A 25,179-nucleotide genomic window follows, 5' to 3' on the forward strand; every position below is an offset into this window, starting at 1 on the left:
CGGGGGAGCGACAGAGCCCATGGTCATGTCACCTGACACCCGCACGACCGCCACCGTCCAGCCGGCCCCGGCCACCGTCCCGGCACAGGCCGGCGGCGAGGCACCGCCGGACCTGCCGCTGCGGCGGGACACCGAGATCCAGGGCGACATCGTCGCCGGTTTCAAGAAGGACCACGTCCAGTTCCTCCTGCTGACCTTCGGCGACGGCCGCCGTGCCCGCCGCTGGCTCGGCCGCCTGCGGCACCGCATCGCGACCACGAAGGAGGTCGCCGCCTTCAACACCGACTTCAGCCGCGCCCGCCGCAACTCCTGCGGCGACGACCCGCGCACCCTGACGGCCGTGTGGCGCGCCGTCGGCTTCACGCACGCCGGGCTCACCAGCCTCATCGGCGGCGCCCCCTACGACGACATGCCCGCCGGCAGCACCCCGGAGGCGTTCGCCCAGGGCATGGCGGCGCGCGCGTCCCTGCTCGGCGACGTCGGGCAGAACGCCCCGTCGGGCTGGCTCTTCGGCGCGCCCCACACCGCCCCGATCCACGCCGTCCTCACGGTCGCCGCCGACCGCCTGGAGGACCTGAACACCGCGCTCGCGAGGGAGCGCCAGGAGGCCGCCTCCTACCAGGTCGCCGTCTCCTTCGAGCAGTACGGTGCGACCCTGGAGGGGGAGCGCAGCGGCAAGGAGCACTTCGGGTTCAAGGACGCCGTCAGCCAGCCGGCCGTCGCCGGGTTCGACGAGCCCGAGCCCGGCGACCCGGAGCACCAGTACGGCAAGCCCGGCACGCGCATCGTGCCGGCCGGCGAGTTCGTCACCGGCCACCCGACCGACCACCGGCTCGGGCCGTTCCTGCCCGACTGGATGGCGAACGGCTCCTTCCAGGTGGTGCGCCGGCTCGGGCAGGACGTGCCGGGCTGGTGGGCGCAGGTCGCCGACCAGCTCAAGGTCCTGAAGGAGCAGGGGGTCGTGCCGGAGGAGGCCGGCTCGGAGTGGCTCGCCGCGCGGTTCGTCGGCCGCTGGCGTTCGGGCGCACCGGTCGCCAAGCACCCCGACACCGACCCGGGCGCCTCCCCGACCGGCGGCGACGACAACGACGTCATCTTCTCCGACGACCTGGAGGGCCGGGTCACCCCGCTCTGCGCGCACATGCGCAAGTGCAATCCGCGGGACGGGCTCATGGTCAACCTGGACGACGAGGCGCCGCTCGCGCAGAAGGGCGCGCTCGACGGGCGCCGCATCATGCGCCGCGGCATCCCGTACGGGCTGCCGTTCGACCCGGCCGCCGGCGGGGCCAACGGCCCGGACGCCCCGCGCGGTCTCGTCTTCGTCTGCTACCAGGGCGACCTGATCTCCCAGTTCGAGTTCATCCAGCGCGCCTGGATCGACACCGACGACTTCCCGAACCGCGACGTCCCGGTCGGCCGGGACGCGCTGCTCGGCCGGGACAGCGAGGTGTCGTTCCCGGTCCCGGGCTCGCAGGGCACCGAGTCGGTGCGGCTGAGCCTGCGGCAGTTCGTCAAGACGGAGGGGTCCCTGTACACCTTCACGCCGTCGATGACCGCGCTGCGGATGCTGGCTGACGGCAGCATCCCGCCCGGCGGCGGTCCGCCGCGCGACCGCGTGATCCCGGCGTTCGCGGTCATCGGCCGCGGTGAGGTCATCAGCTCGGGCAAGGCCCGCCTCCGCTACGAGGGCGACAACAACCTCGTCCTGCGCGACGAGAACGAGCAGGTGCGCTGGGACGCCGGCATGGGCGGGAGCACCGGGGTCCGCGGGGAGATGCGCACGGACGGGGCGCTCGTCCTGGTCGACGTGAACGGCGATCCGCTGTGGAGCACCGGCACCGAGGGGAACCCCGGCGCCGTCCTCGTGGCGCGGGCGGACGGGGACCTGGCCGTCGTCGCGCCGGACGGCACCACGCTGTGGCACACGGACACGGCGCACTGACCGGCGCCGTCCGCACGGACGGGGGGCGCGGGCCGCACCGCGCGCCCGCGCCCCCCGTCGGGCACGCTCAGGCGAGTGCCCGCAGCCGGTCGGCGAGTTCGTCCCGGAAGAAGTCGATGAACCCGTCCGGGTCCGGCCCGGCGTTCATCAGCACCAGCCGGTCGAACCCGGCCTCCACGAACGGGCGCGCCGCCTCGACATGGCGCTCCGGGTCGTTCCCGCACGCGAACTGCTGGAGCATGTCCTCCTCGCGCACGGTGCTGGTCGCGGCCTCGAAGTTCACCGGGTTGGGCAGTTCGCTCATCACCTTCCAGCCGGTGACGGCCCACCGGTTGGTCTTCAGGGCGGCGCGGGCGGCGGTGCGTTCGTCCTCGGCCCAGGCGAGCGGCACCTCGACATAGCGGGGTCCGTCGCCGCCGGCCTCCCGGTAGGCCGCCACCAGATCGGGGCGCGGCTCGGTGGCGAACAGGCCGGTGCCGAGGTCGGCGGCGATCCGCGCCGCCTCCGGGCCGCCGGCCGCGACCGCGAGCACCGGCGGCTCGGGCGGCAGGTCGAAGACCCGGGCGTCGCTCAGCCGCAGGTGCTTCCCCTCGTAGCTCCGATACCCGCCCTGCCACAGCAGGCGGATGATCTCCAGGGCCTCCCGCAGCATCTCCTGGCGGGTCGCCACCGAGTCGGGGAACCCGGTGCCCACGACATGCTCGTTGAGGCGCTCACCCGATCCGACGCCGAGCGTGAACCGGCCGCGGGAGACCAGGGCGAGAGTCGCCGCCGCCTGCGCGATGATCGCCGGGTGGTAGCGCACGGTCGGGCAGGTGACACCGGTGGCCAGACCGATCCGGTCGGTCTTCGCCGCGATCGCCCCGAAGACCGTCCAGGTGAACGGCGAGTGCCCCTGGACGTCGAGCCAGGGGTGGTAGTGGTCGCTCATCTCGACGAAGTCGAAGCCCGCGCGTTCGGCGAGCACCGCCTGCCGCACCAGTTCCTCGGGTCCGAACGCCTCGGACGCCAGCTTGTACCCGATCTGCATCGCTGATCCCTGCTCCTCGCATCCCGGTGTCTTCCGGAGGGTCCCGCCGTACCGCGCACGCTGCCAGGGGCGCCCGTGCGGCCCGGACCGACAGGCCGTCCGCCGGGGCGCGGTCCGCCGGATGGCGGACCGGCCGCCTCACCGGCTACCCGCGCGGGCGCGCCGTCACCGGATCGATATGCGGCGGGCGGCGCCTCGCCACCCCCGTGCCCACTCACCTGCGGTGACGGCGCATCGCCCACCCGGGCGTGGAACGCGACGCATTCGTGACCATGACGGCGTGTCCCGGGGAATCCTCCAGTTCACGCCCCCTGCAACGTTTTTGGCTTCGACTCCTGAAAGCACGGCCGCGGACGACCGCCTCCGAGGGCGGCGCTGTGTGAAGTATTGACGGCCCCCGGGGCAAGGGATTTACTCCCGGGCAACGTCGCCGGAACCGGTTCCGGAACCGGTGTCGGCGCTGCCGCCGACCGTGGACGGCGGCCCCCGTGTGCCCGAGGAGCGAACCCCATGCGCGTCACCATCGCCGACGTCGCCCGTACGGCGGCCGTCAGCAAGACGACCGTCTCGCGGGTGCTCAACGGCAAGGGCGAGGTCGACGCCGAGACCGCGGAACGGGTCCGCGCCGTCATCGCCGACCTCGGGTACGTCCCCAGCTCCCGCGCCGTCGGCCTGGCACGCGGCAGCAGCCACACGATCGCCATGCTCGTCCCCTCGCTCACCTGGCCCTGGGTCGGCGAGATGGTGCAAGGCGTGGCCGACGTGGTGGAGGCCGCCGGCTACGGGCTGCTGCTCTGCACCTGCAACCGGGGCGAGGGGTCGATGGCGCAGTTCACGAGCCAGGTGTCGGCGCGCGCGTTCGACGGGGTGCTCGTCATCGAGCCGGAGAACACCCTCGGCGCGCTCGCCTCGCTGCACCAGCAGGGCCTGCCGCTCGTCATGATCGACGACCGGGGGCAGCGCCCCGACTTCCCGTCGGTCGTCACCACCAACGCCCGGGGTGCCGCCGGAGCCGCCGCGCACCTGCTGGCCTCCGGGCGGCGCGCACCCCTCACCATCACCGGGCCGCCGCGGTTCGGCTGTGTCCGGGACCGCACCGGCGGGTTCGCCGACACCCTGCGCGAGTGGGGTGTCGAGCAGCCCGAACGCCACGTACTCACCGGGGACTTCACCGTCCGCCGCGGCCAGACGCTGGTCGAGCGGGCACTCGCCGACGGGCTCGTCTTCGACTCCGTCTTCGCCCACAACGACCTCAGCGCCACCGGCGCCCTGTACGCCCTGCGGAGCGCGGGCCGCAGCGTCCCCGACGACGTGGCCGTCATCGGTTTCGACGACATCCCCCTCGCCTCCTACACCGAGCCGCCACTCACCACCGTCCGCCAGCCGATGCGGGCGATGGGCGAGGCGGCGGCCCGCCGCCTGCTCGACCACCTCGGCGGGACGACCCCACTGGAGCCGGTGCCGGTCGTGCTGCCCACCGAACTCGTCATCCGGTCCTCAGCGCCGGGCTGACGGCACCCGCCCACCCGTACCACCGCGCACGCGCGGTACGGCCGCGCCATGGGACGGCGCGGTCCCGCGCGCCCGCCACGTCACATCACCAGCAGCACGGTCGCGCCCGCCGACGCCGTTTTCCGCGCGCCCGACGGCACCGCCGTGCCCACCCACCGCCACCGGAGGTACCCATGAGAGTCCGCACGCGTCCCCGAAGAGCGCTCACCGCCACGGTCGGTGTGCTGGCCGCCCTCACCCTGCTCGCCGCATGCGGTGGCGGGGGCGGCGCCACCGGCTCCGGCGGCGGCGACGGGGTGCTCACCGTCGGCATGCCGAACGGGCCGCAGGCCGACAACAGCAACCCGTTCCTCGGCACTTCGGCGGGCGCCTCCCTCGGCTACCGGGCGATGATCTACGAACCGCTGGCCATGACCAACCTCGTGCGCCCCGACCAGGAGCCCAAGCCGTGGCTCGCCACCTCATGGGAGTGGAACGAGGACTTCACCGAGGTGGTCCTCACCGTCAACACCGAGCCGACCTGGTCGGACGGCGAGGCGTTCGGCGCGGAGGACGTCGCGTTCACCTTCTCGCTGCTGCGCGACAACCCGGCCCTGAACGAGGCGGGCGTGCCCTACCAGGACGTCACCCAGGACGGGGACACCGTCACCCTCACGTTCGAGACGTCCCAGTACGTCAACCAGACCCGCATCCTCGACACCTACATCGTCCCCGAGCACATATGGGCGGACATCGAGGCGCCCGAGACGTTCGAGAACCAGGACCCGGTCGGGACCGGCCCCTACGTCCTGGACACCTTCACCCCGCAGACCGTCACGCTGAAGCGCCGCGACACCTACTGGCAGGACCTGCCGCAGGTGGAGGAGCTGCGCTACACGTCCTACAACGACAACAACGCCCAGACGACCGCCCTCGCGAACGGCGACACCGAGTGGTCGTACGTCTTCATGCCGGACTACGAGCAGGTCTTCATCGAGCGCGACCCGGACCACCACAAGCTGTGGTTCCCCACCGGCCTCGGCATCCACGGACTCTGGATCAACAACGAGGTGGCGCCGTTCGACGACCCGGCGCTGCGCCGCGCCATGTCGCTCGTCATCGACCGGGCCGCCATCAGCGAGCAGGCCCACGCCGGTCTGTACCCGCTGCTGGAGAACCCGACAGGACTTCCGCTGCCGGCCGGCGCGTCGTTCCTCGCCCCCGAGTACCAGGGGGAGACGCAGGAGGTCGACGTCGCGGCGGCGAAGGACATCCTCGACGAGGCCGGCTACACCCTCGACGGCGACACGCTGCGCACTCCCGAGGGCGACCCGGTCTCCCTGACCCTCACCGACCCGGCGGGCTGGTCCGACTACCTGACGGGCCTGTCGATCATCTCCGACAACCTGAAGGAGATCGGCATCGAGGCCACCGTCGAGACGCAGACCGTCGACGCGTGGACGGACGACGTGAACAACGGCGACTTCGACGCCACCCTGCACTGGACCAACACCGGCGCGACGCCGTACGACATGTACCAGAACATCATGGACGGCGAGCTGTACAAGCCGGTCGGTGAGTCGTCCCCCGGCGGCAACTTCGGGCGGTACCGGAACGACGAGGCGACCGCCGCACTGGCCGACTACCGCAACGCCAGTGACGAGGAAGCCCGTACCGAGGCGCTGTACACGCTCCAGCGCATCCTCGTCGAGGACGTGCCGATGATCCCGACCGTCGCGGGGCCCATCGGCGCCGAGTACAGCACGAAGAACTGGATCGGCTGGCCCACCGACGTCGACCCGTACGCCACCCCGCAGCCCACGCAGCGCGGCGCCCTGGACGTCGTCCTGCACCTGCGGCCCGCCGAGGGCTGAGCCCGCCCGCTCCACCGGCCCGTCCGGCGCCGCCCCGCGCCGGACGGGCCCCGCCGCCACCGCAGCCGCCGTACGACAGGACACCCCGCCATGCCCGAAACCACCGAACCGCCGCCCGCCACCGCGGCGCCCACCGCCCCGGCCGACCGTCCCGTGGTGCTGGAAGCGACCGGCCTGAGCAAGCACTTCCCCGTACGCCGCACCCTGCGCACCATCGCCGACCGCGGCCGTCCCGTCGTCCACGCCGTCGACGACGTGTCGCTGACCCTGCGCCGGGGCACCGTCACCGCGATCGTCGGCGAGTCCGGATCGGGGAAGTCCACCGTCGCGCGCCTCCTCGCCCAGCTCATGCCGGCGACGTCGGGGAGCCTGCTGCTCGGCGGCCGGTCGGTCCGCGCCACCCGCGGCCGGGCCTTCCGCTCCTGGTGCCGCGAGGTCCAGCTCATCTTCCAGGACCCGTTCGGCTCCCTGAACCCGACCCACACGATCCGCTACCACCTCACCCGCGCCCTGCGCATCCACGGCCGCGCCGGCCGCACCGCCGCCGACCTCGACCGGGCGCTCGCCGCCCTCCTGGCCCGCGTCCACCTCACACCGGCCGAGCGGTACCTCGACGCGTTCCCGCACGAGCTGTCCGGCGGCCAGCGCCAGCGTGTCGCGATCGCCCGCGCCATGGCGGCCGAGCCGAAGGTGCTGCTCGCCGACGAGCCGGTGTCCATGCTGGACGTGTCGATCCGCCTCGGCATCCTCAACCTGCTGCGCGACCTCAAGGAACGGCTCGACCTGGCGGTCCTCTACATCACCCACGACATCGCCTCGGCCCGCTACTTCGCCGACGAGACGCTCGTGATGTACGCGGGCCGCGTCGTCGAGGGCGGTGACAGTGAGACCGTCACCCAGCGCCCGGCGCACCCGTACACGCGGCTCCTCGTCGGCTCAGCGCCCGACCCCGACCGCGTGGCGGCGCCCGCGGACGAGGCCGACGAGGAGGGCGCGGGGGAGCCCCCGAGCCTCATCACCCCGCCCGCCGGCTGCCGCTTCCACCCCCGCTGTCCCGCCGCGATGGAGCGCTGCCGCACCGAACTGCCGCCCCGCTTCGACCTGCCGGACGGCCAGTGGGCCGCCTGCTGGCTGTACGACGGGGCCGCCGGCCGTCCCGCGGCGAGTGAGGAGCGCCCCGCATGAGGTACTTCGCCCAACGCCTGCTCTTCTACGCGGTCACCGCCTGGGCCGCCATCACCATCAACTTCTTCATCCCCCGCCTCATGCCGGGCGACCCCGTCCAGTCCCTCATCAACCGCTACCAGGGCCAGTTGAGCACCCAGGCCATCGACTCGCTGCGCACGCTGTTCGGCCTGGACGAGCAGCAGTCGCTGTGGCAGCAGTACCTCGACTACTGGGGCAACCTGTTCGACGGCGACCTCGGCACCTCGTTCACCTACTTCCCGACGGGCGTCGCGGACATCATCGGCCAGAGCATGCCGTGGACGCTGACCCTGATGGGGATCACGACCGTCCTCGGCTTCCTCCTCGGCACCGGCGTCGGCATCCTCGCCGGCTGGCGGCGCGGCTCGTGGCTCGACGCGATGCTGCCGGTGACGACGTTCTTCTCCGCGATCCCCTACTTCTGGCTCGGGCTCATCGCCATCACCGTGTTCGCCGTCCAGTGGCCGCTGTTCCCCGCGTCCGGCGGCTACGACACGGGGCTCGTGCCCGAGCTGAGCTGGCCGTTCATCTCCAGCGCGATCGAGCACGGCCTGCTGCCCGGCATCACGATCATCATCAGCTCGGTGGCCGGCTGGATCCTCGGCATGCGCAACATGATGGTGTCCGTCTCCGCGGAGGACTACGTGCTCGTCGCCCAGGCGAAGGGCCTGTCGGAACGGCGCGTCATGTTCTCCTACGCCGCGCGCAACGCGATCCTCCCCAGCATCTCCAACTTCGCCCTGTCCCTCGGCTTCATCGTCGGCGGCACCCTGCTGGTCGAGATGGTCTTCTCCTACCCGGGCATCGGCTACGTCCTCTTCCAGGGGGTCGGCGCGAAGGACTACCCGCTCATGCAGGGCGTCTTCCTCTTCGTCACGCTCGCCGTCCTCGCGGCGAACCTGCTGGCCGACGTCGTCTACCTGCTCCTCGACCCGCGCACCCGCCGGGAGGCGTCATGACCACGGCACAGCAGGCCACCGAAGCCGCGCTCCCGCCGGACGGCGCGGAGCTGCGGCCGCGGCGCAGGGACAGGTTCCGCTTCCTGCGCAACGGGAAGACCCTCACCGGCCTGATCATCCTCGGCGTGTTCGCCGTGCTGGCGGTCGCCGGCTCCTGGCTGGCACCGTACGACCCGTCCGCGCGCAGCGAGGCGCTGCTGGAGGCGCCGTCGTGGAGCCACCCGTTCGGCACCACGCAGACCGGGCAGGACATCTTCTCGCAGATCCTGGTCGGCACCCGGGGCGTCCTCCTCGTCGGCTTCCTCGCCGCGCTCATCGCGACCGTGCTCGGCGTCCTGATCGGGGTCACCTCGGGCTACCTCGGCGGCATCGGCGACGACGTGCTCTCCTCGGTCAGCAACGTCTTCCTCGTCATCCCCGGCCTGCCGCTGATCATCATCATCACGAGCTTCCTGCCCGAGACGAGCGACTGGACCATCGCCCTCGTCATCGGCCTGACCTCCTGGGCGTGGGGCGCCCGCGTCCTCCGCGCGCAGACGCTGTCCCTGCGCGGGCGGGACTACGTGCAGGCCGCCCGCGCGACCGGCGAGTCCACCTGGCGCATCATCGTCTTCGAACTGCTGCCGAACCTCACGCCGGTCATCGCGTCGGGGTTCATCGGCACGGTCGTCTTCGCCGTGCTGTCGGAGGTGACGCTCGCGTTCATCGGCGTGGCCAGCATCTCCGACTGGAACTGGGGGACCGTCCTGTTCTGGGCTCAGAGCAACCAGGCGCTCGCCCAGAACGCGTGGTGGTGGTTCGTGCCCGCCGGCCTGTGCATCGCGCTGCTCGGCACCGCCCTGTCCCTGATCAACTTCGGCATCGACGAATTCATCAACCCCCGGCTGCGCAGCCAGGGCCGCCCCGGCCGCTCGGTGCGGATGCGCGTCGGGTTCACCCCCGTCGTGCGCGCCGGCCGGCCCGGCGCGGACGCGGCGGCCGGCACCCCCGGCAAGGACGAGAAGGAGCCACGGCCGTGACGAGCGAAGCGGTCCTCGACATCCGCGGCCTGACCGTGGACTACGGTCTCGGCGCCGGCGCGGTGCACGCCGTCCGGGACATCGACCTGACGCTGCGCCGCGGCGAGGTCCTCGGCCTGGCGGGGGAGTCCGGCAGCGGCAAGTCCACGCTGGCGTACGCCGTCACGCGGCTCCTGTCGCCGCCCGGCGTGATCACGGGCGGCGAGGTCCTGTACAGCCCGCGCCAGGGCGGCACCACCGACATCCTGTCCCTCGGCAGCGAGGAACTGCGGGCGTTCCGCTGGCAGGAGATCTCCCTCGTCTTCCAGGGCGCCATGAACTCCCTGAACCCGGTGCACACCGTCCGCGCCCAGCTCACGGACGTGCTCAAGGCCCACCGGCCCGGCATGAGCCGCAGGGAGCGCACCGACCGGGCCGCCGAACTCCTCGCGCTCGTCGGCATCTCCGCCGACCGCCTCGGCAGCTACCCGCACCAGTTGTCCGGCGGCATGCGGCAGCGGGTCATGATCGCGATGGCCCTCGCCCTCGACCCCGAGATCGTCATCCTCGACGAGCCGACGACCGCGCTGGACGTCGTGATGCAGCGGCAGATCCTGCGGCAGCTCACCCGGCTGCGCGGCGAACTCGACTTCTCCGTGGTGTTCATCACGCACGACATCTCGCTGCTGGTCGAGTTCTCCGACCGGATCGCGATCATGTATGGCGGCCGGATCGTCGAGCAGGCGGGCGCACGGGAGATCTACGAATCGGCCCATCACCCTTACAGCGACGGCCTGTTGCACTCGTTCCCCGCCCTGCACGGGCCGCGCAGGGAGCTGTCGGGGATCCCCGGGTCGCCGCCGGATCTGACGGCGATGCCGGAGGGGTGTGCGTTCCACCCGCGCTGCCCGCGTAGGTTCGACCCGTGCGACCGGCACGTCCCGGTACTCACGCCGCCCGCTCCGGGCGGCGACCGTACCGTCGCCTGCTGGCTGCACACGGACCGCTGAGGGTCCCCGAGGCGTGCCCGAGGGCGTGCACGCCGATCCGCACACGCACCACCGACAGGAGCGAGCACCGCACATGACCTCCTCGACCCCTTCCCCGACCGGCCGCCAGGACGGTCCGCCCGCGCCCATGGCCTTCCCCGCGCTCGCCCGTGACTTCCGGTGGGGCGTGGCGACCTCGTCCTACCAGATCGAGGGCGCCGTGGACGAGGACGGCCGCGGCCCCTCGATCTGGGACACCTTCTGCCGCGTCCCCGGCGCCGTCGTGGGCGGTGAGAACGGTGACGTGGCCTGCGACCACTACCACCGCGTGCCCGAGGACGTGGACATCATCGCGGGCCTCGGCGTGGACACCTACCGCTTCTCCCTCGCGTGGCCCCGCATCCAGCCCGGCGGGCGCGGCCCGGCGAACGCGGCGGGCGTCGCGTTCTACGACCGGCTCGTCGACACCCTCCTGGACCGGGGCATCACGCCCTGGATCACGCTCTACCACTGGGACCTGCCGCAGGAGCTGGAGGACGCGGGCGGCTGGCCGGCGCGCGACACGGCGTACCGGTTCGCCGACTACGCCGAGCTGGCCCACGACGCCCTCGGCGACCGGGTCGTCCACTGGACCACGCTGAACGAGCCGTGGTGCTCGGCCATGCTGGGCTACGAGAACGGCATCCACGCGCCGGGCCGCAAGGACTTCGGCGCGGCCATGCACGCCGTCCACCACCTGCTGCTCGGCCACGGCCTGGCGGCGGCCCGCATCCGCGAGCGGCACACCGGCCCGCTGGAGCTCGGCATCACCCTCAACACGGGCCACTTCGTGCCGGCCACGGACTCCGAGGCCGACCGGGAGGCGCGGCGCATCGCGGACGGGCTGAGCAACCGCATCTACCTCGACCCGCTGGTCCACGGCCGCTACCCGGAGGACGTCACGGCCGACCTCGCGGCGCGCGGCGTGACGATGCCGGTCCAGGACGGCGACCTGGAGATCATCTCCGCGCCGCTCGACATCCTGGGCATCAACTACTACTCCAGCCACCGCTCGTCCGGCACGGACGAGAACGGCGCGACGACCGGCGAGGACGGCCTGCCGGTCGTCCGCAGCGTGCCCTACGGCCGCCCGCGCACCGCGATGGACTGGGAGATCGTCCCCGAGGGGCTGACGGACCTGCTCACGCGGCTGCACGACGACTACGGCCTGCCGATGATCATCACGGAGAACGGTGCCGCGTTCGACGACGTCGCCGAGGAGGACGGCAGCGTCCACGACGCGGACCGCACCGCCTACCTGGTGGACCACATCGGTGCCGTCGCCGCGGCGCGCGAGGCGGGTGTCGACATGCGCGGCTACTTCGCCTGGTCCCTCTTCGACAACTTCGAGTGGGCCGAGGGGTACGCGAAGCGGTTCGGCATCGTGCGCGTGGACTACGACACGCAGCGGCGGACCGTGAAGGACAGCGGCCGGTGGTTCGCCGACAGCGTCCGGCTGACCCGCGAGGCGGGCGAGGGCACGGCGGGCTGACGGCGGACGCCACCGCGACGGTGGGAGGCCCGCGCCACGGGCCTCCCACCGTCCCGTCTCACCGCTGAGCCGGTGCCCCCGCCGCGCCGGGGGCCGCCCTCTCCAGGTCGTCGACGCCGCCGGACATGATCGTGCGGATGTGGTCGGTGATGTGGGGGAGCGGCCAGTCCCACCAGGCCACGGCCAGGAGACGTTCCACCTCGGCGTCGTCGTACCGTCTGCGGACGATCCGGGCGGGATTGCCGCCGGCGATGCCGTAGTCGGGGACGTCGGCGGTGACGACGGAACCGGCGGCGACGATCGCCCCGTGACCGATGCGGACCCCCGGCATCACCGTCGTCCCGTGGCCGAGCCAGACGTCGTTGCCGAGCACGGTGTCGCCCCGGCCGGGCAGGCCGGTGATGAGGTCGGCGTGTTCGCCCCAGGAGCCGCCCATGATCGGGAACGGGAAGGTCGAGGGGCCGTCCATGCGGTGGTTGGCGCCGTTCATGAGGAACCGCACGCCCGTGCCCAGCGCGCAGAACTTCCCGATCACCAGCCTCTCGGGGCCGTAGTGGTACAGGACGTTGCGGGTCTCGAAGGCGGTCGGGTCGTCGGGGTCGTCGTAGTAGGAGAACTCACCGGCCTCGATGAGGGGCGAGGTGATGAGCGGTTTCAGCAGCACCACGCGCGGTTGGTGGGGCATCGGGTGCAGGACGGTCGGATCTGCGGGGACGGGTGCGGGCATGCGGGGGCTCCGTTCCTGGGGTGTTCGCGTTCGTGATGAGCCGGGTGGTCGTCGTGGGCGTCAGGCCGCGGTGGCGGATTCCGCGGCCGCGCGCAGGACGAGGTGGGCTCCCCGCCAGCGCTCGCGCAGCCGGCGGTCGTGGCTGACGACGACGAGGGCGCCGTCGAACCCGGCCAGCGCGGCCTCCAGCTCCTCGGCGAGCGCGGGCGACAGGTGGTTGGTCGGCTCGTCCAGCAGCAGGATGTCCGCCGGCTCGGCGAGCAGGCGCGCCAGCGCGAGCCGCTGCACCTGCCCGGTGGACAGCCGCCCGACGGGCACCGCGAACAGGTCGGTGCCGAACAGGCCGAGGGACAGCAGCTTCTCCGCGTGCTCGTCGGCGTGGCCCGCCCGGCCGCGCGCGAAGGCGGCGAGCACGGTGTCGTCCGGTGCGCCGGGCCGCGGGTCCTGCGCGAGGTGGCCGGTCCTGCCGCGGCGGGTGACGCCGCCCGCGTCGGGCGCGAGGCGCCCGGCGAGGACGCGCAGCAGGGTGCTCTTGCCCGCGCCGTTCGGCCCGGTGACGAGCAGCCGCTCGCCCGCGCCGACGGTGAGGTCCGCCGGGGCGAGCCGCCCGGTGACGGCGACGCCGGTGGCGGCGAGCGCGGCGCCCTCCGGGCGGCCGGCACGCGGCGCGGGCCTGAAGCGCAGCGGCTCCGGCGGCCGGGGGACCGGGTCGGCGAGCAGGCGGCGCAGCCGTTCCTCCGCGGTGCGGACCCGGCCGGCGAGCGACTTCTGCACGCGGCCGCCCGCGCGGTCGTAGGCCATCTTGTTGCCGTCCTTGATCGCGCGCCCGGGGGCGACCCGGCGGGCGGTGGTCGCGGCGGCCTCGCGGAGCCGTTCGGTCTCGGCGCGCCACCGCTCGTGCGCCTCGATCCAGCGCCGCCGGGCGGCGGCCTTCTCGGCGAGGTGGCCGGCGTACCCGTTGCCGTACCGCACGACGCGGCGCCGGTCGGCGTCCACCTCCAGCAGGCCGGTGGCGACGCGTTCGAGGAAGAGGCGGTCGTGGGAGACCGCCACCGTGGTGCCCCGCCGCGTGCGCAGGTGGTCCTCCAGCCACTCCAGGGCGGCTCCGTCGAGGTGGTTGGTCGGCTCGTCGAGCAGCAGCACCTCCGGTGCCGCGGCCAGGAGGGCGGCCAGCCGCAGCCTGACCCGTTCGCCGCCGGACAGGGTGCCCACGGTGCGGTCCCGGCCGACGAGTCCGAGGCCGAGCCCGTGCAGGGCGCGCTCGACGCGGGCGCCGGCGTCGTAGCCGCCGCGCAGTTCGAAGACCGTCGCCAGCTCGCCGTACTCGGCCATGCCGGACGTGTCGCCGCCGGCCATCGCGGCCTCAAGACGGCGCATCCGCCGCTCGACGGCGCGCAGGTCGCTCAGGGCGCGGTCGATGACGTCCTGGACGGTGGCCGCCGGGTCGAGCCGCTCGTCCTGGGCCAGGTGGCCCACGCCGCCGGTGGCCCGGACGACGATCTCTCCCCGGTCGGGCTGTTCCAGGCCGGCGAACAGGCGCAGCAGGGTGGATTTGCCGGAACCGTTCTCGCCGACGATCCCGGCGCGTTCACGGGTGGCGAGCGAGCAGGTCACCGAGTCGAGGACGACCCGGCCGTCGAAGGACTTGCTGACGTCGAGCGCGGTGATCTGTGCGGTCATACGGGTGCTCCTGAGCGTTCGGTGACGGGGCGGCCGCCGAGGGCCGCGGGGTCGGGGAAACGCTGCGGAAGAGCATCGATCACTCCACTAGTGCGACAACTGATGCGTTAAGATGATGGCACGGCACCGCCCCTCCGGGCAACCGACCCCGAGCAACCGACCTGTGAGCGACCGCATGACAGCGATGCCCCCCGCGGATCCCCCGCCCCGCCGCCGTCCCGGCGGCCGTACGGCCCGCGTCCGCGCGCAGGTGCTCGACGCGGTGCTCGCGGAGCTGGGCGAGCACGGCTACGACGGGCTCACCGTCGACGCCGTCGCCGCGCGCTCCGGCGTGCACCGCGCGACGGTCTACCGGCGCTGGGGGGATGTCGGCGGCCTCCTCGCCGACGTGCTCGACGCCGCCGGCGACGACGACTGGCGGCCGGCCGACACCGGCTCGATCGAGGGCGACCTGACGGCGCTCAACCAGGAGATCCAGACGGCCATGGCCGCGCGGCCGTCCGTCATGGCGGCGCTGATCGCGGCGTCGTTCCGCTCGGAGAAGGCCGCCGAGGCCCAGCGGCGGCTGTGGGACGACCGGTACACCCGCTGCGAGGAAGTCGTCCACCGGGCGGTCGGGCGCGGTGAACTGCCGCCCGGCACCGACGCGAGGCGCCTGCTCATCGCGGCCACCGCGCCGCTCTACCACCAGCTCGTGCTGCTCCACACACCGCACGACCCGGGCCTGCCCCGGCACGCCGCCAGGGCCGCCGTGCTCGCCGGGGCGGCGGGCGCCTTCACGCCGGATGGACCGCCGGGCGGCGGCTGAGCGGGGCGCACGGGGCCGGGTCAGACCTCCTGTTCCGCCCGGTCGCCCGCCCACTCCGTGTGGAACGTGCCCGGACGGTCCGCCCGCTCGTAGGTGTGGGCGCCGAAGAAGTCGCGCTGCCCCTGCACGAGCGCCGCCGGGAGCCGCTCGGCGCGCAGCGCGTCGTAGTACGCCAGCGCGGAGGAGATCCCCGGCACCGGCACACCCAGCTCCGTCGCCTCGGCCACGACATGGCGCCACGGGTTCTGCGCGGCACGCAGCGCCTCCGCGAACGTCGGGTCCGTCAGCAGCGTCACGGGCGCGTCCCCGCCGCCGTGGTAGGCCGCCCTGATCTCGTCGAGGAAGCGCGCCCTGATGATGCAGCCGCCGCGCCAGATCCGCGCGACCGCGCCCCGGTCGATGTCCCACCCGTACGCCGCGCTGCCCGCCTCGATCAGGTGCCAGCCCTGCGCGTACGCCACGATCTTGGAGGCGTACAGCGCCTCCTCGACGTTGTCGGCGAAGCGCGCGGCGTCGTCCGGGTGCAGGACCGGACGCGCCGGCCCGGGCAGGCCGCGCGCCGCCTCCCGCAGCCGGCCGTGCCCCGACAGGGAGCGCGCGAACACGGCCTCGGCGATGCCGGACACGGGCACCCCGAGGTCGAGTGCCGTCTGCACCGTCCACCGCCCGGTGCCCTTCTGCTCCGCCCGGTCGGCCACGATGTCGACGAACGGCCGGTCCGTCGCCGCGTCCGTGTGCGAGAGCACCTCGGCGGTGATCTCGATCAGGTAGGAGTCGAGGCGTCCGGTGTTCCACCCGCGGAAGACCTCCGCGATCCGCGCCGGCTCGAAGCCCGCGACCCGCCGCAGCAGGTCGTACGCCTCGGCGATGAGCTGCATGTCGGCGTACTCGATGCCGTTGTGGACCATCTTGACGAAGTGTCCTGCGCCGTCGGGCCCCATGTGCGCGCAGCACGGCTCCCCGTCGACCTTCGCCGCGATGCTCTCCAGCAGCGGCCCGAGCGCCGCGTAGGACTCGGCGGAGCCGCCCGGCATGATGCTCGGCCCGTTCAGCGCGCCCTCCTCGCCGCCGGAGATGCCGCAGCCCACGAAGTGCAGCCCGCGCTCGCGGAGCGCAGCCTCGCGGCGCCGGGTGTCCTCGAAGTGCGCGTTGCCGCCGTCCATGATCATGTCGCCCGGTTCGAGCAGCGGCGCGAACGCGTCGATCACCGCGTCCGTCGGCTCGCCGGCCTTGACCATGACGACCAGCCTGCGGGGCCGCTCCAGTGCGGCGACGAACTCCTCGGCCGACTCGGTCGCGACGAAGTCGCCCTCGTCGCCGAACCGTTCCACCAGTTCGCGGGTCCGCGCGGCCGTCCGGTTGTGGAGCGCGACCGTGTGGCCGTGCCGTGCGAGGTTCCGCGCGAGGTTGCGGCCCATCACCGCGAGCCCGGTGACCCCGATCTGTGCCTGCCGCGCCATGTCCCAACTCCGATCGTCCGTGTCCGACGCTGCTTGTCTCCCGCCCCTTCCGCCGCTTCTGCCCCCGGGGGTCAGAATTCCTCCTGCTCGTCCGGATCGCCGCCGATGCGGCGGTGCGGGCGGTCGGCGACGGCCGCCAGCTCGTCCTCGTCCAGCGCGAAGCCGAAGACGTCCGCGTTCTGCCGGCGGCGCTCCGCGTTCCCCGACTTCGGGATCGGCACGGCGCCGAGCTGGATGTGCCACCGGAGCACCACCTGCGCCGGGCTCACCCCGTGCGCCGCCGCGATCGAGCCGATCACCGGGTCGGCCAGCAGGTCGCTGCCCCGGCCGAGCGGGCTCCAGCTCTGGGTCACGATGCCGTGCTCGGCGTGGAACGCCCGCAGCTCCTCCTGCGGCAGCAGCGGATGCATCTCGATCTGGTTGACGGCCGGCATGACGCCCGTCTCGCGCTCCAGACGCAGCAGGTGCTCGGGCGTGAAGTTGGAGACGCCGATGGACCGGACCAGGCCCGCTTCCCGCAGCTCGATCATGGCGCGCCAGGACGCCACGTACTTGTCGACGCGGGGGAGCGGCCAGTGGATGAGGTAGAGGTCGACCCGGTCGACGCCCAGGCGCTCGCGGGAGCCGGCGAAGGACGCCAGCGTCTCGTCGTGGCCGTGGTCGCGGCCCGGCAGCTTGGTGGTGACGAGCCAGGCGTCCCTGGGCACGCCGGAGCGGGCGAGGCCGGCGCCGACACCCGTCTCGTTGCGGTAGTTCACGGCCGTGTCGATCAGCCGGTACCCGTCGGCGAGCGCGCCGGCGACGGCCTCCCCGGCCTGGTCGTCGGTCAGCGGGTAGGTGCCGAATCCGATGGCCGGCAGGGTGTGCGAGTCGTTGAGGGTGTGCAGGGGGGCGGTCGCCACGGCTCCTCCTCGATCGGCGGGACGGGGGAGCGGGCGCGGCCGGTCCCCTCGCGATCATGTCCCGCCAGCCTAACGCGCGGATGCGGCCGTACCCCCCGAACCGGGAGGAAAGATGCGCTAACGGGCATCCCCGGGCAGCCGCACGTCCCGCAGGACACGGTCGCACGCGGCGCGGGACCCTTCCACGAGCCCGGCGTTGGGCGCGTCGTTGCCGTCGATCCACGCCCGCGCGGCCGCCGCGTCCCGGCCGTGGCCCACATGCCGCCGCATCAGCCGGGCGTCCCGGGTCTCCGGCGGCGCCGCCACGTACCAGACCTCGGCCATCCACCGCCGCGCCGCCCGCCAGCCCGGCAGGTCGCAGGCGAGGTAGTTCCCCTCCGTCACGACCAGGCGCGCGGCGGCCGGTACGACGTGCCGGGCGGCGACCGGCTCGTCCAGGGCGCGGTCGAAGTCCGGCACGTACACCTCGCGCTCCGGCTCCGTCACCAGGCGGCGCAGCAGCGCCTCGTACCCCCACACGTCGAAACTCGGCTCGGAGCCCTTGCGGGAGCGCAGCCCGAGCCGGTCGAGCTGCTCGTTCGACAGGTGGAAGCCGTCGAGCGGCACATACGCGGCCCGGGGGCCGAGCGCCGTGACGAGCGCCCGCGCCAGGGTGGACTTCCCCGCCCCCGGCGGACCGGCGAGCCCGAGGACGGTCCGGCCCGTCGCGCCGCACAGCGCCCGGGCGTCGGCCACCAGGTCGGTCATCTCCATGCTCCGACCTTAGGGCCTGTCCGGCGACAGACCCTGGGGTCCGTCCGGCCGGTACGGCACCCCGCCGGGGCGCTCCACCGCCTGCCACAGCGCGGCCGACTCCGGATCGGTGCCCACCGCCCCCTCCGACGCGGCCTGCCGCTCCTCCAGACAGGTCCGCAGCACGCCGCCGTCCACCGTGTCCGGCGCCGACCCCGCGAACCCGGGATCGGCGTGCAGGACGACGAGCAGCAGGTGCGGCACGCGCCGCCGCCCGGGGCCGAGCGCCGGCTGGAAGTACGGGAGGTCGAGGACCCGCCCGCCGTGCCGCCGGTAGAAGCGCAGCCGTGCCGCCGGATCGCCGTGCGCCGCCTCGCTCGTGTGGTGCGCGGGATCGGCGACCTCGGCCAGGACGAGGCACGGGGCGTGCGCGGTGCGCCATGTCGCGACCGCGGCGTCGAGCAGCGGCCCGCCGATCCCGCCGCCCCGCAGTCCGGGCCGCACGGCGAGCCACGTCAGCAGCACGATCCGGTGCCGGCGGTCGAAGTCCCCGACCGCCGCCGCGAGCGGCCCCCGCGCGCCGCCGTCCGTCCACAGCACGGACAGCGCGCCGGACGCCACGCCCTCCCGCAGCTCGTCCGGCGGTGACAGCTCGTCGTCGCTGAACGAGGGCCGCAGCACCTCGGCGTCCAGCCGGTCGAGCACCGGTCCGGGACCGTCCAGGGTCCGTACGACCGCCGCGCCCTCGTCCACGCCGCCTCACCCGTTTCCTCGCCCGCCGCGCCCGCCCGAGGGGCGCGGACCGGCGGCCACCTTAAGGTCGCCGCCGGTCACGGCCCGGTCCGCGCGCCGGACCGGCGCGCACCCTCGCCGGACCGGCCGAAGGCCCGGGGCGGGGGACGGGGCACGGCGGTCCGCCGGGAAGACCGGTAAGTGATCGCGCAACCTCCCTGCGCGATCGTGGAGTTGATGTGCCGGGGCGGTGGTGGCGCGGTGTGGGGCGGGATGCTTCCATGGGCGCCACGGCCGACCGGACACGGTCGCGCCCGAAGCAGGCGAGAAGCAGGAGACAACGGCGGATGACTGACGAGTACGCGGCCCAGGACACCCCGGCGATCGACACGACGGTGCCGCATTCGGCCCGCATCTGGAACTACTGGCTGGGCGGCAAGGACCACTACGAGGTGGACCGGCTCGCGGGCGATCAGTACGCCGAGGCGTTCCCCGACATCTTCACCAGCGCGCGCGCCGCGCGGGCGTTCCTGGCCCGGACGGTGCGGTTCCTCGCCGGCGAGGCCGGGGTGCGGCAGTTCCTCGACGTGGGCACGGGGCTGCCGACGGCCGACAACACGCACCAGATCGCGCAGCGCGTGGCGCCGGAGTCCCGCGTCGTGTACGTGGACAACGACCCGCTCGTCCTCCTCCACGCGCACGCCCTGCTCGTCTCCTCGCCCGAGGGCGTGACCCGCTACATCGAGGCCGACCTCCACGACCCGGAGAAGATCCTCGCCCAGGCCGCCGAACTGCTCGACTTCTCCCAGCCGGTGGCCCTGATCCTGAGCGGCGTCCTCGGTCACGTCCGCACCTACGACGAGGCCCGCGACATCGTGCGGCGCCTCATGGCGGGACTGCCGTCCGGAAGCTGGCTGTCGCTGCACGACGCCGTCAACACGGACGAGAACTGGAGCACCGCGCAGGACGAGTACAACGAGTCGGGCGCCGTCCCCTACAACCTGCGCACCCCCGCCCAGGTCGCCGGCTACTTCGACGGCCTGGAGCCGGTCGAGCCGGGCATCGTACCGCTGGTGGACTGGCGCGCGGAGACTCCGGCCGGTGAGGACGAGCGCCGCAGCAGCGGCATCGGCGCCGTCGCGCGCAAGCCCTGACGGACCGGCAGACCCGGGAATGAGCCGGGCACACGGAACATTGAACCTTCCGCACGACACGATCAGGAGATGCGATGTCCCGTACTGTCCCCGCCGGCGCGCCCGGCTCATCCGGTCCGTCCGCGCGGGAGGGCTGACCCATGACGGATACCGAGCAGTGGACCAACCCGCTGCGCGACACCGCGAACGACCGCCGGCTGCCGCGCATCGCCGGCCCGTCGGGCCTGGTGATCTTCGGGGTCACCGGTGACCTGTCCCGCAAGAAGCTGATGCCGGCGGTGTACGACCTGGCCAACCGCGGCCTGCTGCCGCCGGGCTTCTCCCTGGTGGGCTTCGCCCGCCGCGACTGGGAGGACGAGGACTTCGCCCGCGTCGTCCACGACGCCGTCAAGGAACACGCGCGCACGCCGTTCCGCGAGGAGGTGTGGCAGCAGCTCGCCGAGGGGATGCGGTTCATCCCCGGCGACTTCGGGGACGACGAGGCGTTCGCCCGGCTGCGGGAGACCGTCGCCGCCCTGGACACCGCACGCGGCACCGGCGGGAACTTCGCCTTCTACCTGTCGGTGCCGCCGAAGTTCTTCCCGCAGGTCGTCCGCCAGCTCAAGAAGCACGGCCTGGCCGACGCGCCGGCCGGCTCGTGGCGGCGCGCCGTCATCGAGAAGCCGTTCGGCCGCGACCTCGCGACCGCGCGGGAGCTGAACGAGGTCGTGCACGAGGTGTTCCGCCCCCGGGACGTCTTCCGGATCGACCACTACCTCGGCAAGGAGACCGTCCAGAACATCCTGGCGCTCCGCTTCGCCAACACGCTCTTCGAGCCGGTCTGGAACCGTGGCTACGTCGACCACGTGCAGATCACGATGGCCGAGGACATCGGTATCGGCGGCCGCGCCGGCTACTACGACGGCATCGGGTCGGCCCGCGACGTCATCCAGAACCACCTCCTCCAGCTCCTCGCCCTCACCGCGATGGAGGAGCCCGCCGACTTCGACGCCGACGCCCTGATGGCCGAGAAGCTGAAGGTGCTGCGCGCGGTCCGCCTGCCCGCCGACCTCGGCCGCGACACCGTGCGCGGCCAGTACACGGGCGGGTGGCAGGGCGGCGAGAAGGTCCTCGGTTACCTGGCGGAGGAGGGCATCGACCCGGCCTCCCGCACCGACACCTACGCGGCCGTGCGCCTGGAGGTGGACACCCGCCGCTGGGCCGGTGTCCCCTTCTACCTGCGCACCGGCAAGCGACTCGGGCGGCGCGTGACGGAGATCGCGGTGGTGTTCCAGCGCGCGCCGCACTCGCCGTTCGACACCTCGGAGACGCAGGAGCTGGGGCACAACGCGCTCGTCATCCGCGTCCAGCCGGACGAGGGCGTCACCGTCAGGTTCGGCTCCAAGGTGCCCGGCACCCAGATGGAGATCCGGGACGTGACCATGGACTTCGCGTACGGCGAGTCGTTCACGGAGTCCAGCCCCGAGGCGTACGAGCGGCTCATCCTCGACGTGCTCCTCGGCGACGCGAACCTCTTCCCCCGCCACCAGGAGGTCGAGGAGTCCTGGCGCATCCTCGACCCGGTCGAGGAGTACTGGGACACCCACGGCGCCCCGGCCGACTACCCGGCCGGAAGCTGGGGGCCGGCGGAGGCCGACGAGATGCTCGCACGAGACGGAAGGACGTGGCGGCGGCCATGAGCACCGAACTGACCGGTACCACCTCGGCCAGGATCAACGCGGCCCTGGTCGCGGCCCGCCGCGCCGCCGGCAGCCCCGCCGTCGGCATGGTCCTGACCCTCGTCATCGTCACCGACGAGGAGAACGCCCACGACGCGCTCAAGGCGGCCCGCGACGCGTCCACCGAGCACCCGTCCCGCATCCTCGTCGTGATCCGCCGCCCCGGCCGGGGACCCCGCCGCACCGAGTCGCGCCTCGACGCCGACATCAGGGCCGGGGCCGGCGCGGGCAGCAGCGAGACGGTCCTGCTGCGGCTGCACGGCGAGCTGGCCGAGCACGCCGACTCCGTCGTCCTGCCGCTGCTCCTGCCGGACGCCCCCGTCGTCGTCTGGTGGCCGGTGGACGCGCCGGAGGTGCCGTCCCGCGACCCGCTCGGCGCGCTCGCGCAGCGCCGCATCACCGACGCGTACGCCGTCGAGGAGCCCCTGCGCGCGCTGGACGCCAGGGCCGCCGCCTACGCCCCGGGCGACACCGACCTCGCCTGGACGCGGCTCACGCCGTGGCGGTCGATGCTGGCCGCCGCGCTGGACGAGGGCGGCGCGGCCGTCACCTCGGCGGCCGTCGAGAGCGAGGCCGACAACCCGAGCGCCGAACTGCTCGCCCGCTGGTTCGCCGACCGCCTGCGGGTGCCGGTCGACCGGATCGTCACCGACGGGCCGGTCGTCACGGCCGTCCGGCTGCGGACCTCCGACGGCCAGATCGTCATCGACCGCCCGGATGGCCCCGTCGCCCGCCTCTCGATACCGGGCCAGCCCACGCGCACCCTGGCGCTCAAGGTCCGCAGCACGGCGGAGCTGATCGCCGAGGAACTGCGCCGCCTCGACCCGGACGAGGCGTACGCCGCCGCCCTGGCGGCCCGGGTCACCGCCCCGTCCCGCCCGCGCGACGGCGAGTCGCGCGAGACGGAAGGGGAGCGGAGGATCGAAGCACAGGAAGCGCACGACACGCACGACCAGCAGGAGAAGAACCATGTCTGACGCGACCCGCCTCACCCGGCTGCCCGAGTGGACCGCGCTGGCGGAGCACCGCGAGCAGTTCGGCGGCACCCGGCTGCGGGAGCTGTTCGACGCGGATCCGTCGCGTGCGGAGCGGTTGTCGGTGTCGGTGGGTGATCTGTATGTGGATTATTCGAAGCATCTGGTGACGGGGGAGACGCTGGGGTTGTTGGGGCGTCTGGCGGAGGCGCGGGGTGTGGCGTCGTTGCGGGATGCGATGTTCCGTGGTGAGCGGATCAATGTGACGGAGGACCGGGCGGTGCTGCACACGGCGTTGCGTGCGCCGCGTGATGCGGTGGTGGAGGTGGACGGGGAGAACGTCGTGCCGGCCGTCCACGCCGTGCTCGACCGTATGGCGGTGTTCGCGCGGGCGGTGCGCGAGGGCCAGTGGGTGGGGGCGACGGGGCGTCCGATCCGTTCGGTGGTGAACATCGGCATCGGTGGTTCGGATCTGGGTCCTGCGATGGCGTACGAGGCGTTGCGGCCGTATGCGGACCGGCGGCTGGATGTGCGGTTCGTGTCGAACGTGGACGGGTCCGACCTGCACGAGGCGCTGCGTGACCTGGACGCCGAGGAGACGTTGTTCATCGTCGCGTCGAAGACGTTCACGACCGTCGAGACGATCACCAACGCGACGTCGGCGCGGGAGTGGCTGCTGGAGCGGCTCGGTGCCGGTCCTGAGGCGGTCGCCCTGCACTTCGCCGCTCTCTCCACGAACGCGGAGGAGGTGGGGCGGTTCGGGATCGACACGGCGAACATGTTCGGGTTCTGGGACTGGGTGGGGGGCCGGTATTCGTTCGATTCGGCGATCGGGTTGTCGTTGATGATCGCGATCGGTCCGGAGGCGTTCGGGGAGTTGCTGGAGGGGTTCCGGTTGGTGGACGAGCATTTCCGGTCGGCGCCGTTGGGTGAGAACGTTCCGGTGATTCTGGGGTTGTTGGGGGTGTGGTACGGGGCGTTCTTCGGGGCGCAGGCGCATGCGGTGCTTCCGTACAGTCATTATTTGTCGCGTTTTCCGGCGTATTTGCAGCAGTTGGACATGGAGTCGAACGGCAAGTCGGTGACGCGTGAGGGTGAGCCGGTGGGGTGGGACACGGGTCCTGTGGTGTGGGGGACGCCGGGGACGAATGGTCAGCACGCGTATTTCCAGTTGTTGCATCAGGGGACGCGGGTGGTGCCGGCGGATCTGATCGGGTTCGCGCGGCCGGTGCCGGGGGTGGAGGGGCGGCTTGCTGCGCAGCATGATCTGTTGATGGCGAACATGTTCGCGCAGGGGCAGGCGTTGGCGTTCGGGAAGTCGGCGGACGAGGTGCGGGGGGAGGGTGTGGCGGAGGAGTTGGTGCCGCATCGGACGTTCGGGGGGAATCGTCCGACGACGACGGTGCTGGCGGATCGGTTGACGCCGTCGGTGTTGGGGCAGTTGGTGGCGTTGTACGAGCACAAGGTGTTCGTGCAGGGTGCGGTGTGGGGGATCGATTCGTTCGATCAGTGGGGTGTGGAGCTGGGGAAGGTGCTGGCGCGGCGGGTGGAGCCGGCGTTGACCGAGGGCGCGGACGTACCGGGCCTGGACGCCTCGACCACCGCCCTCGTCCACCACTACCGCACCCTCAGGGACCATGGCTGACCTGGTCCTGGTCCGGCACGGCGAGACGGAGTGGAGCGCCTCGCACCGGCACACGAGCTGGACCGACCTCCCCCTCACGGCCCGTGGCGAGGAGCAGGCGCGTGCCGTCGCCCCGCTCCTCGCCGGTGCCCCGGCGCTGGTCCTCGTCAGCCCGCTCGAGCGCGCCCGCCGCACGGCCGAGCTGGCGGGCCTGCACGGTGCCGAGCAGGACGCCGACCTCCGGGAGTGGGACTACGGCGGGTACGAGGGCGTCACCACGGACGACATCCAGCGGGAGCGGCCCGGCTGGGATCTGTGGACGGACGGCGTCGCCCCCGGCCCGCCCGAGCACCCCGGGGAGAGCCCGGCCGAGGTCGGCGAGCGCGCGGACCGGGTGCTGGCGCGCGTCGGCCACCTGCTGCGCGACCCGGACGCGGGGGACGTCGTCCTCGTGGCGCACGCGCACTTCCTGCGTGTCCTGACCGCGCGGCGGCTCGGCCTGCCGGTGGCCGGCGGCAGCCTGTTCTTCCTGGAGACGGGCACGGTCGGCCGCCTCGGCACCGAGCACGGCAAGCCCGTCGTGACCGCCTGGAACGCCGGGGCGGCCACCGGGTGACGGGACGGCCGGCGGCCCCCCTGCCCGGGCCG

The 25,179-nt window shown here is 73.2% G+C and carries 21 protein-coding genes; 14 read left to right on the top strand and 7 right to left on the bottom strand.

Annotation, left to right across the window (positions count from 1 at the left end; translation table 11 throughout):
• Nucleotides 1-19 precede the first annotated feature (19 nt).
• Nucleotides 20-1,942 carry a Dyp-type peroxidase gene (locus tag EMA09_RS25765; RefSeq protein WP_129843353.1) on the top strand — a complete coding sequence of 641 codons (1,923 nt, stop codon included), beginning with the start codon at nucleotides 20-22 and terminating at the stop codon, nucleotides 1,940-1,942.
• Between the two features lie 67 nt (nucleotides 1,943-2,009).
• On the opposite strand, the gene EMA09_RS25770 is transcribed toward EMA09_RS25765, so the two are convergent.
• On the bottom strand, nucleotides 2,010-2,972 hold the full coding sequence (locus EMA09_RS25770) for a TIGR03557 family F420-dependent LLM class oxidoreductase (RefSeq protein WP_129843354.1): 963 nt from the start codon (nucleotides 2,970-2,972) through the stop codon (nucleotides 2,010-2,012).
• A gap of 510 nt (nucleotides 2,973-3,482) precedes the next feature.
• Between EMA09_RS25770 and EMA09_RS25775 the strand changes: the two genes are divergently transcribed.
• The 7 genes from EMA09_RS25775 (at nucleotide 3,483) to EMA09_RS25805 (ending at nucleotide 12,020) form a co-directional block, all read left to right on the top strand.
• Complete coding sequence (locus EMA09_RS25775; RefSeq protein ID WP_129843355.1) at nucleotides 3,483-4,484, top strand: LacI family DNA-binding transcriptional regulator; 1,002 nt, start codon at nucleotides 3,483-3,485, stop codon at nucleotides 4,482-4,484.
• A gap of 173 nt (nucleotides 4,485-4,657) precedes the next feature.
• Nucleotides 4,658-6,337 (top strand): ABC transporter substrate-binding protein, encoded by a 1,680-nt coding sequence (locus tag EMA09_RS25780; protein ID WP_129843356.1) that lies wholly within the window; start codon nucleotides 4,658-4,660, stop codon nucleotides 6,335-6,337.
• Between the two features lie 90 nt (nucleotides 6,338-6,427).
• Nucleotides 6,428-7,522: an ABC transporter ATP-binding protein gene (locus tag EMA09_RS25785; protein WP_129843357.1), complete on the top strand. Its 1,095-nt coding sequence runs from the start codon at nucleotides 6,428-6,430 to the stop codon at nucleotides 7,520-7,522.
• Complete coding sequence (locus EMA09_RS25790) at nucleotides 7,519-8,502, top strand: ABC transporter permease (protein ID WP_129843358.1); 984 nt, start codon at nucleotides 7,519-7,521, stop codon at nucleotides 8,500-8,502. Before EMA09_RS25785 ends, EMA09_RS25790 begins: the two co-directional genes overlap by 4 nt.
• Complete coding sequence (locus EMA09_RS25795) at nucleotides 8,499-9,521, top strand: ABC transporter permease (protein WP_129843359.1); 1,023 nt, start codon at nucleotides 8,499-8,501, stop codon at nucleotides 9,519-9,521. Before EMA09_RS25790 ends, EMA09_RS25795 begins: the two co-directional genes overlap by 4 nt.
• Nucleotides 9,518-10,510 (top strand): ABC transporter ATP-binding protein, encoded by a 993-nt coding sequence (locus EMA09_RS25800; protein ID WP_129843360.1) that lies wholly within the window; start codon nucleotides 9,518-9,520, stop codon nucleotides 10,508-10,510. The genes EMA09_RS25795 and EMA09_RS25800 overlap by 4 nt, the downstream gene beginning before the upstream one ends.
• Before the next feature lie 127 nt (nucleotides 10,511-10,637).
• Nucleotides 10,638-12,020 carry a GH1 family beta-glucosidase gene (locus EMA09_RS25805; protein ID WP_129844277.1) on the top strand — a complete coding sequence of 461 codons (1,383 nt, stop codon included), beginning with the start codon at nucleotides 10,638-10,640 and terminating at the stop codon, nucleotides 12,018-12,020.
• A gap of 58 nt (nucleotides 12,021-12,078) precedes the next feature.
• On the opposite strand, the gene EMA09_RS25810 is transcribed toward EMA09_RS25805, so the two are convergent.
• Nucleotides 12,079-12,747, bottom strand: a complete 669-nt coding sequence (locus tag EMA09_RS25810; RefSeq protein WP_129843361.1) for a CatB-related O-acetyltransferase — start codon at nucleotides 12,745-12,747, stop codon at nucleotides 12,079-12,081.
• 60 nt (nucleotides 12,748-12,807) lie between these two features.
• Nucleotides 12,808-14,427: an ATP-binding cassette domain-containing protein gene (locus EMA09_RS25815; protein WP_129843362.1), complete on the bottom strand. Its 1,620-nt coding sequence runs from the start codon at nucleotides 14,425-14,427 to the stop codon at nucleotides 12,808-12,810.
• 175 nt (nucleotides 14,428-14,602) lie between these two features.
• Here EMA09_RS25815 and EMA09_RS25820 point away from each other — a divergent pair, with 175 nt between their 5' ends.
• Entirely contained in the window at nucleotides 14,603-15,235 is a 633-nt protein-coding gene (locus EMA09_RS25820; protein WP_129843363.1) for a TetR/AcrR family transcriptional regulator, read from the top strand.
• 20 nt (nucleotides 15,236-15,255) lie between these two features.
• On the opposite strand, the gene gndA is transcribed toward EMA09_RS25820, so the two are convergent.
• The 4 genes from gndA to EMA09_RS25840 all read right to left on the bottom strand — a co-directional run bounded on the left by gndA (nucleotide 15,256) and on the right by EMA09_RS25840 (nucleotide 19,082).
• Nucleotides 15,256-16,695: an NADP-dependent phosphogluconate dehydrogenase gene (gene gndA / locus EMA09_RS25825; protein ID WP_129843364.1), complete on the bottom strand. Its 1,440-nt coding sequence runs from the start codon at nucleotides 16,693-16,695 to the stop codon at nucleotides 15,256-15,258.
• A 71-nt stretch (nucleotides 16,696-16,766) separates the two neighbouring features.
• On the bottom strand, nucleotides 16,767-17,597 hold the full coding sequence (locus EMA09_RS25830) for an aldo/keto reductase (protein ID WP_129843365.1): 831 nt from the start codon (nucleotides 17,595-17,597) through the stop codon (nucleotides 16,767-16,769).
• 117 nt (nucleotides 17,598-17,714) lie between these two features.
• On the bottom strand, nucleotides 17,715-18,350 hold the full coding sequence (locus EMA09_RS25835; RefSeq protein WP_129843366.1) for a nucleoside/nucleotide kinase family protein: 636 nt from the start codon (nucleotides 18,348-18,350) through the stop codon (nucleotides 17,715-17,717).
• 9 nt (nucleotides 18,351-18,359) lie between these two features.
• Nucleotides 18,360-19,082 (bottom strand): N-acetyltransferase, encoded by a 723-nt coding sequence (locus EMA09_RS25840; protein ID WP_129843367.1) that lies wholly within the window; start codon nucleotides 19,080-19,082, stop codon nucleotides 18,360-18,362.
• 326 nt (nucleotides 19,083-19,408) lie between these two features.
• On the opposite strand from EMA09_RS25840, the gene EMA09_RS25845 reads away from it, so the two are divergent.
• The 5 genes from EMA09_RS25845 to EMA09_RS25865 all read left to right on the top strand — a co-directional run bounded on the left by EMA09_RS25845 (nucleotide 19,409) and on the right by EMA09_RS25865 (nucleotide 25,147).
• The gene (locus EMA09_RS25845) at nucleotides 19,409-20,215 is read left to right on the top strand and encodes an SAM-dependent methyltransferase (protein WP_129843368.1); all 807 of its coding nucleotides are present in this window, start codon (nucleotides 19,409-19,411) and stop codon (nucleotides 20,213-20,215) included.
• Between the two features lie 140 nt (nucleotides 20,216-20,355).
• Nucleotides 20,356-21,894 carry a glucose-6-phosphate dehydrogenase gene (gene zwf, locus EMA09_RS25850; protein WP_129843369.1) on the top strand — a complete coding sequence of 513 codons (1,539 nt, stop codon included), beginning with the start codon at nucleotides 20,356-20,358 and terminating at the stop codon, nucleotides 21,892-21,894.
• A complete protein-coding gene (gene opcA, locus EMA09_RS25855; RefSeq protein ID WP_129843370.1) occupies nucleotides 21,891-22,910 on the top strand; it encodes a glucose-6-phosphate dehydrogenase assembly protein OpcA in 1,020 nt (339 codons plus the stop codon). The genes zwf and opcA overlap by 4 nt, the downstream gene beginning before the upstream one ends.
• Nucleotides 22,903-24,552: a glucose-6-phosphate isomerase gene (gene pgi / locus EMA09_RS25860; protein ID WP_129843371.1), complete on the top strand. Its 1,650-nt coding sequence runs from the start codon at nucleotides 22,903-22,905 to the stop codon at nucleotides 24,550-24,552. Before opcA ends, pgi begins: the two co-directional genes overlap by 8 nt.
• On the top strand, nucleotides 24,545-25,147 hold the full coding sequence (locus EMA09_RS25865) for a histidine phosphatase family protein (RefSeq protein WP_129843372.1): 603 nt from the start codon (nucleotides 24,545-24,547) through the stop codon (nucleotides 25,145-25,147). Before pgi ends, EMA09_RS25865 begins: the two co-directional genes overlap by 8 nt.
• The last annotated feature ends 32 nt before the right edge of the window (nucleotides 25,148-25,179 follow it).

Source organism: Streptomyces sp. RFCAC02 (assembly GCF_004193175.1).
Classification (GTDB): domain Bacteria; phylum Actinomycetota; class Actinomycetes; order Streptomycetales; family Streptomycetaceae; genus Streptomyces.

Coding starts and splice junctions, on each gene's coding strand:
- EMA09_RS25765 (WP_129843353.1), top strand. CDS start 20: ATGGTCATGTCACCTGACACCCGCACGACCGCCACCGTCCAGCCGGCC.
- EMA09_RS25770 (WP_129843354.1), bottom strand. CDS start 2,972: ATGCAGATCGGGTACAAGCTGGCGTCCGAGGCGTTCGGACCCGAGGAA.
- EMA09_RS25775 (WP_129843355.1), top strand. CDS start 3,483: ATGCGCGTCACCATCGCCGACGTCGCCCGTACGGCGGCCGTCAGCAAG.
- EMA09_RS25780 (WP_129843356.1), top strand. CDS start 4,658: ATGAGAGTCCGCACGCGTCCCCGAAGAGCGCTCACCGCCACGGTCGGT.
- EMA09_RS25785 (WP_129843357.1), top strand. CDS start 6,428: ATGCCCGAAACCACCGAACCGCCGCCCGCCACCGCGGCGCCCACCGCC.
- EMA09_RS25790 (WP_129843358.1), top strand. CDS start 7,519: ATGAGGTACTTCGCCCAACGCCTGCTCTTCTACGCGGTCACCGCCTGG.
- EMA09_RS25795 (WP_129843359.1), top strand. CDS start 8,499: ATGACCACGGCACAGCAGGCCACCGAAGCCGCGCTCCCGCCGGACGGC.
- EMA09_RS25805 (WP_129844277.1), top strand. CDS start 10,638: ATGGCCTTCCCCGCGCTCGCCCGTGACTTCCGGTGGGGCGTGGCGACC.
- EMA09_RS25810 (WP_129843361.1), bottom strand. CDS start 12,747: ATGCCCGCACCCGTCCCCGCAGATCCGACCGTCCTGCACCCGATGCCC.
- EMA09_RS25815 (WP_129843362.1), bottom strand. CDS start 14,427: ATGACCGCACAGATCACCGCGCTCGACGTCAGCAAGTCCTTCGACGGC.
- EMA09_RS25820 (WP_129843363.1), top strand. CDS start 14,603: ATGACAGCGATGCCCCCCGCGGATCCCCCGCCCCGCCGCCGTCCCGGC.
- gndA (WP_129843364.1), bottom strand. CDS start 16,695: ATGGCGCGGCAGGCACAGATCGGGGTCACCGGGCTCGCGGTGATGGGC.
- EMA09_RS25835 (WP_129843366.1), bottom strand. CDS start 18,350: ATGGAGATGACCGACCTGGTGGCCGACGCCCGGGCGCTGTGCGGCGCG.
- EMA09_RS25845 (WP_129843368.1), top strand. CDS start 19,409: ATGACTGACGAGTACGCGGCCCAGGACACCCCGGCGATCGACACGACG.
- zwf (WP_129843369.1), top strand. CDS start 20,356: ATGACGGATACCGAGCAGTGGACCAACCCGCTGCGCGACACCGCGAAC.
- opcA (WP_129843370.1), top strand. CDS start 21,891: ATGAGCACCGAACTGACCGGTACCACCTCGGCCAGGATCAACGCGGCC.
- pgi (WP_129843371.1), top strand. CDS start 22,903: ATGTCTGACGCGACCCGCCTCACCCGGCTGCCCGAGTGGACCGCGCTG.
- EMA09_RS25865 (WP_129843372.1), top strand. CDS start 24,545: ATGGCTGACCTGGTCCTGGTCCGGCACGGCGAGACGGAGTGGAGCGCC.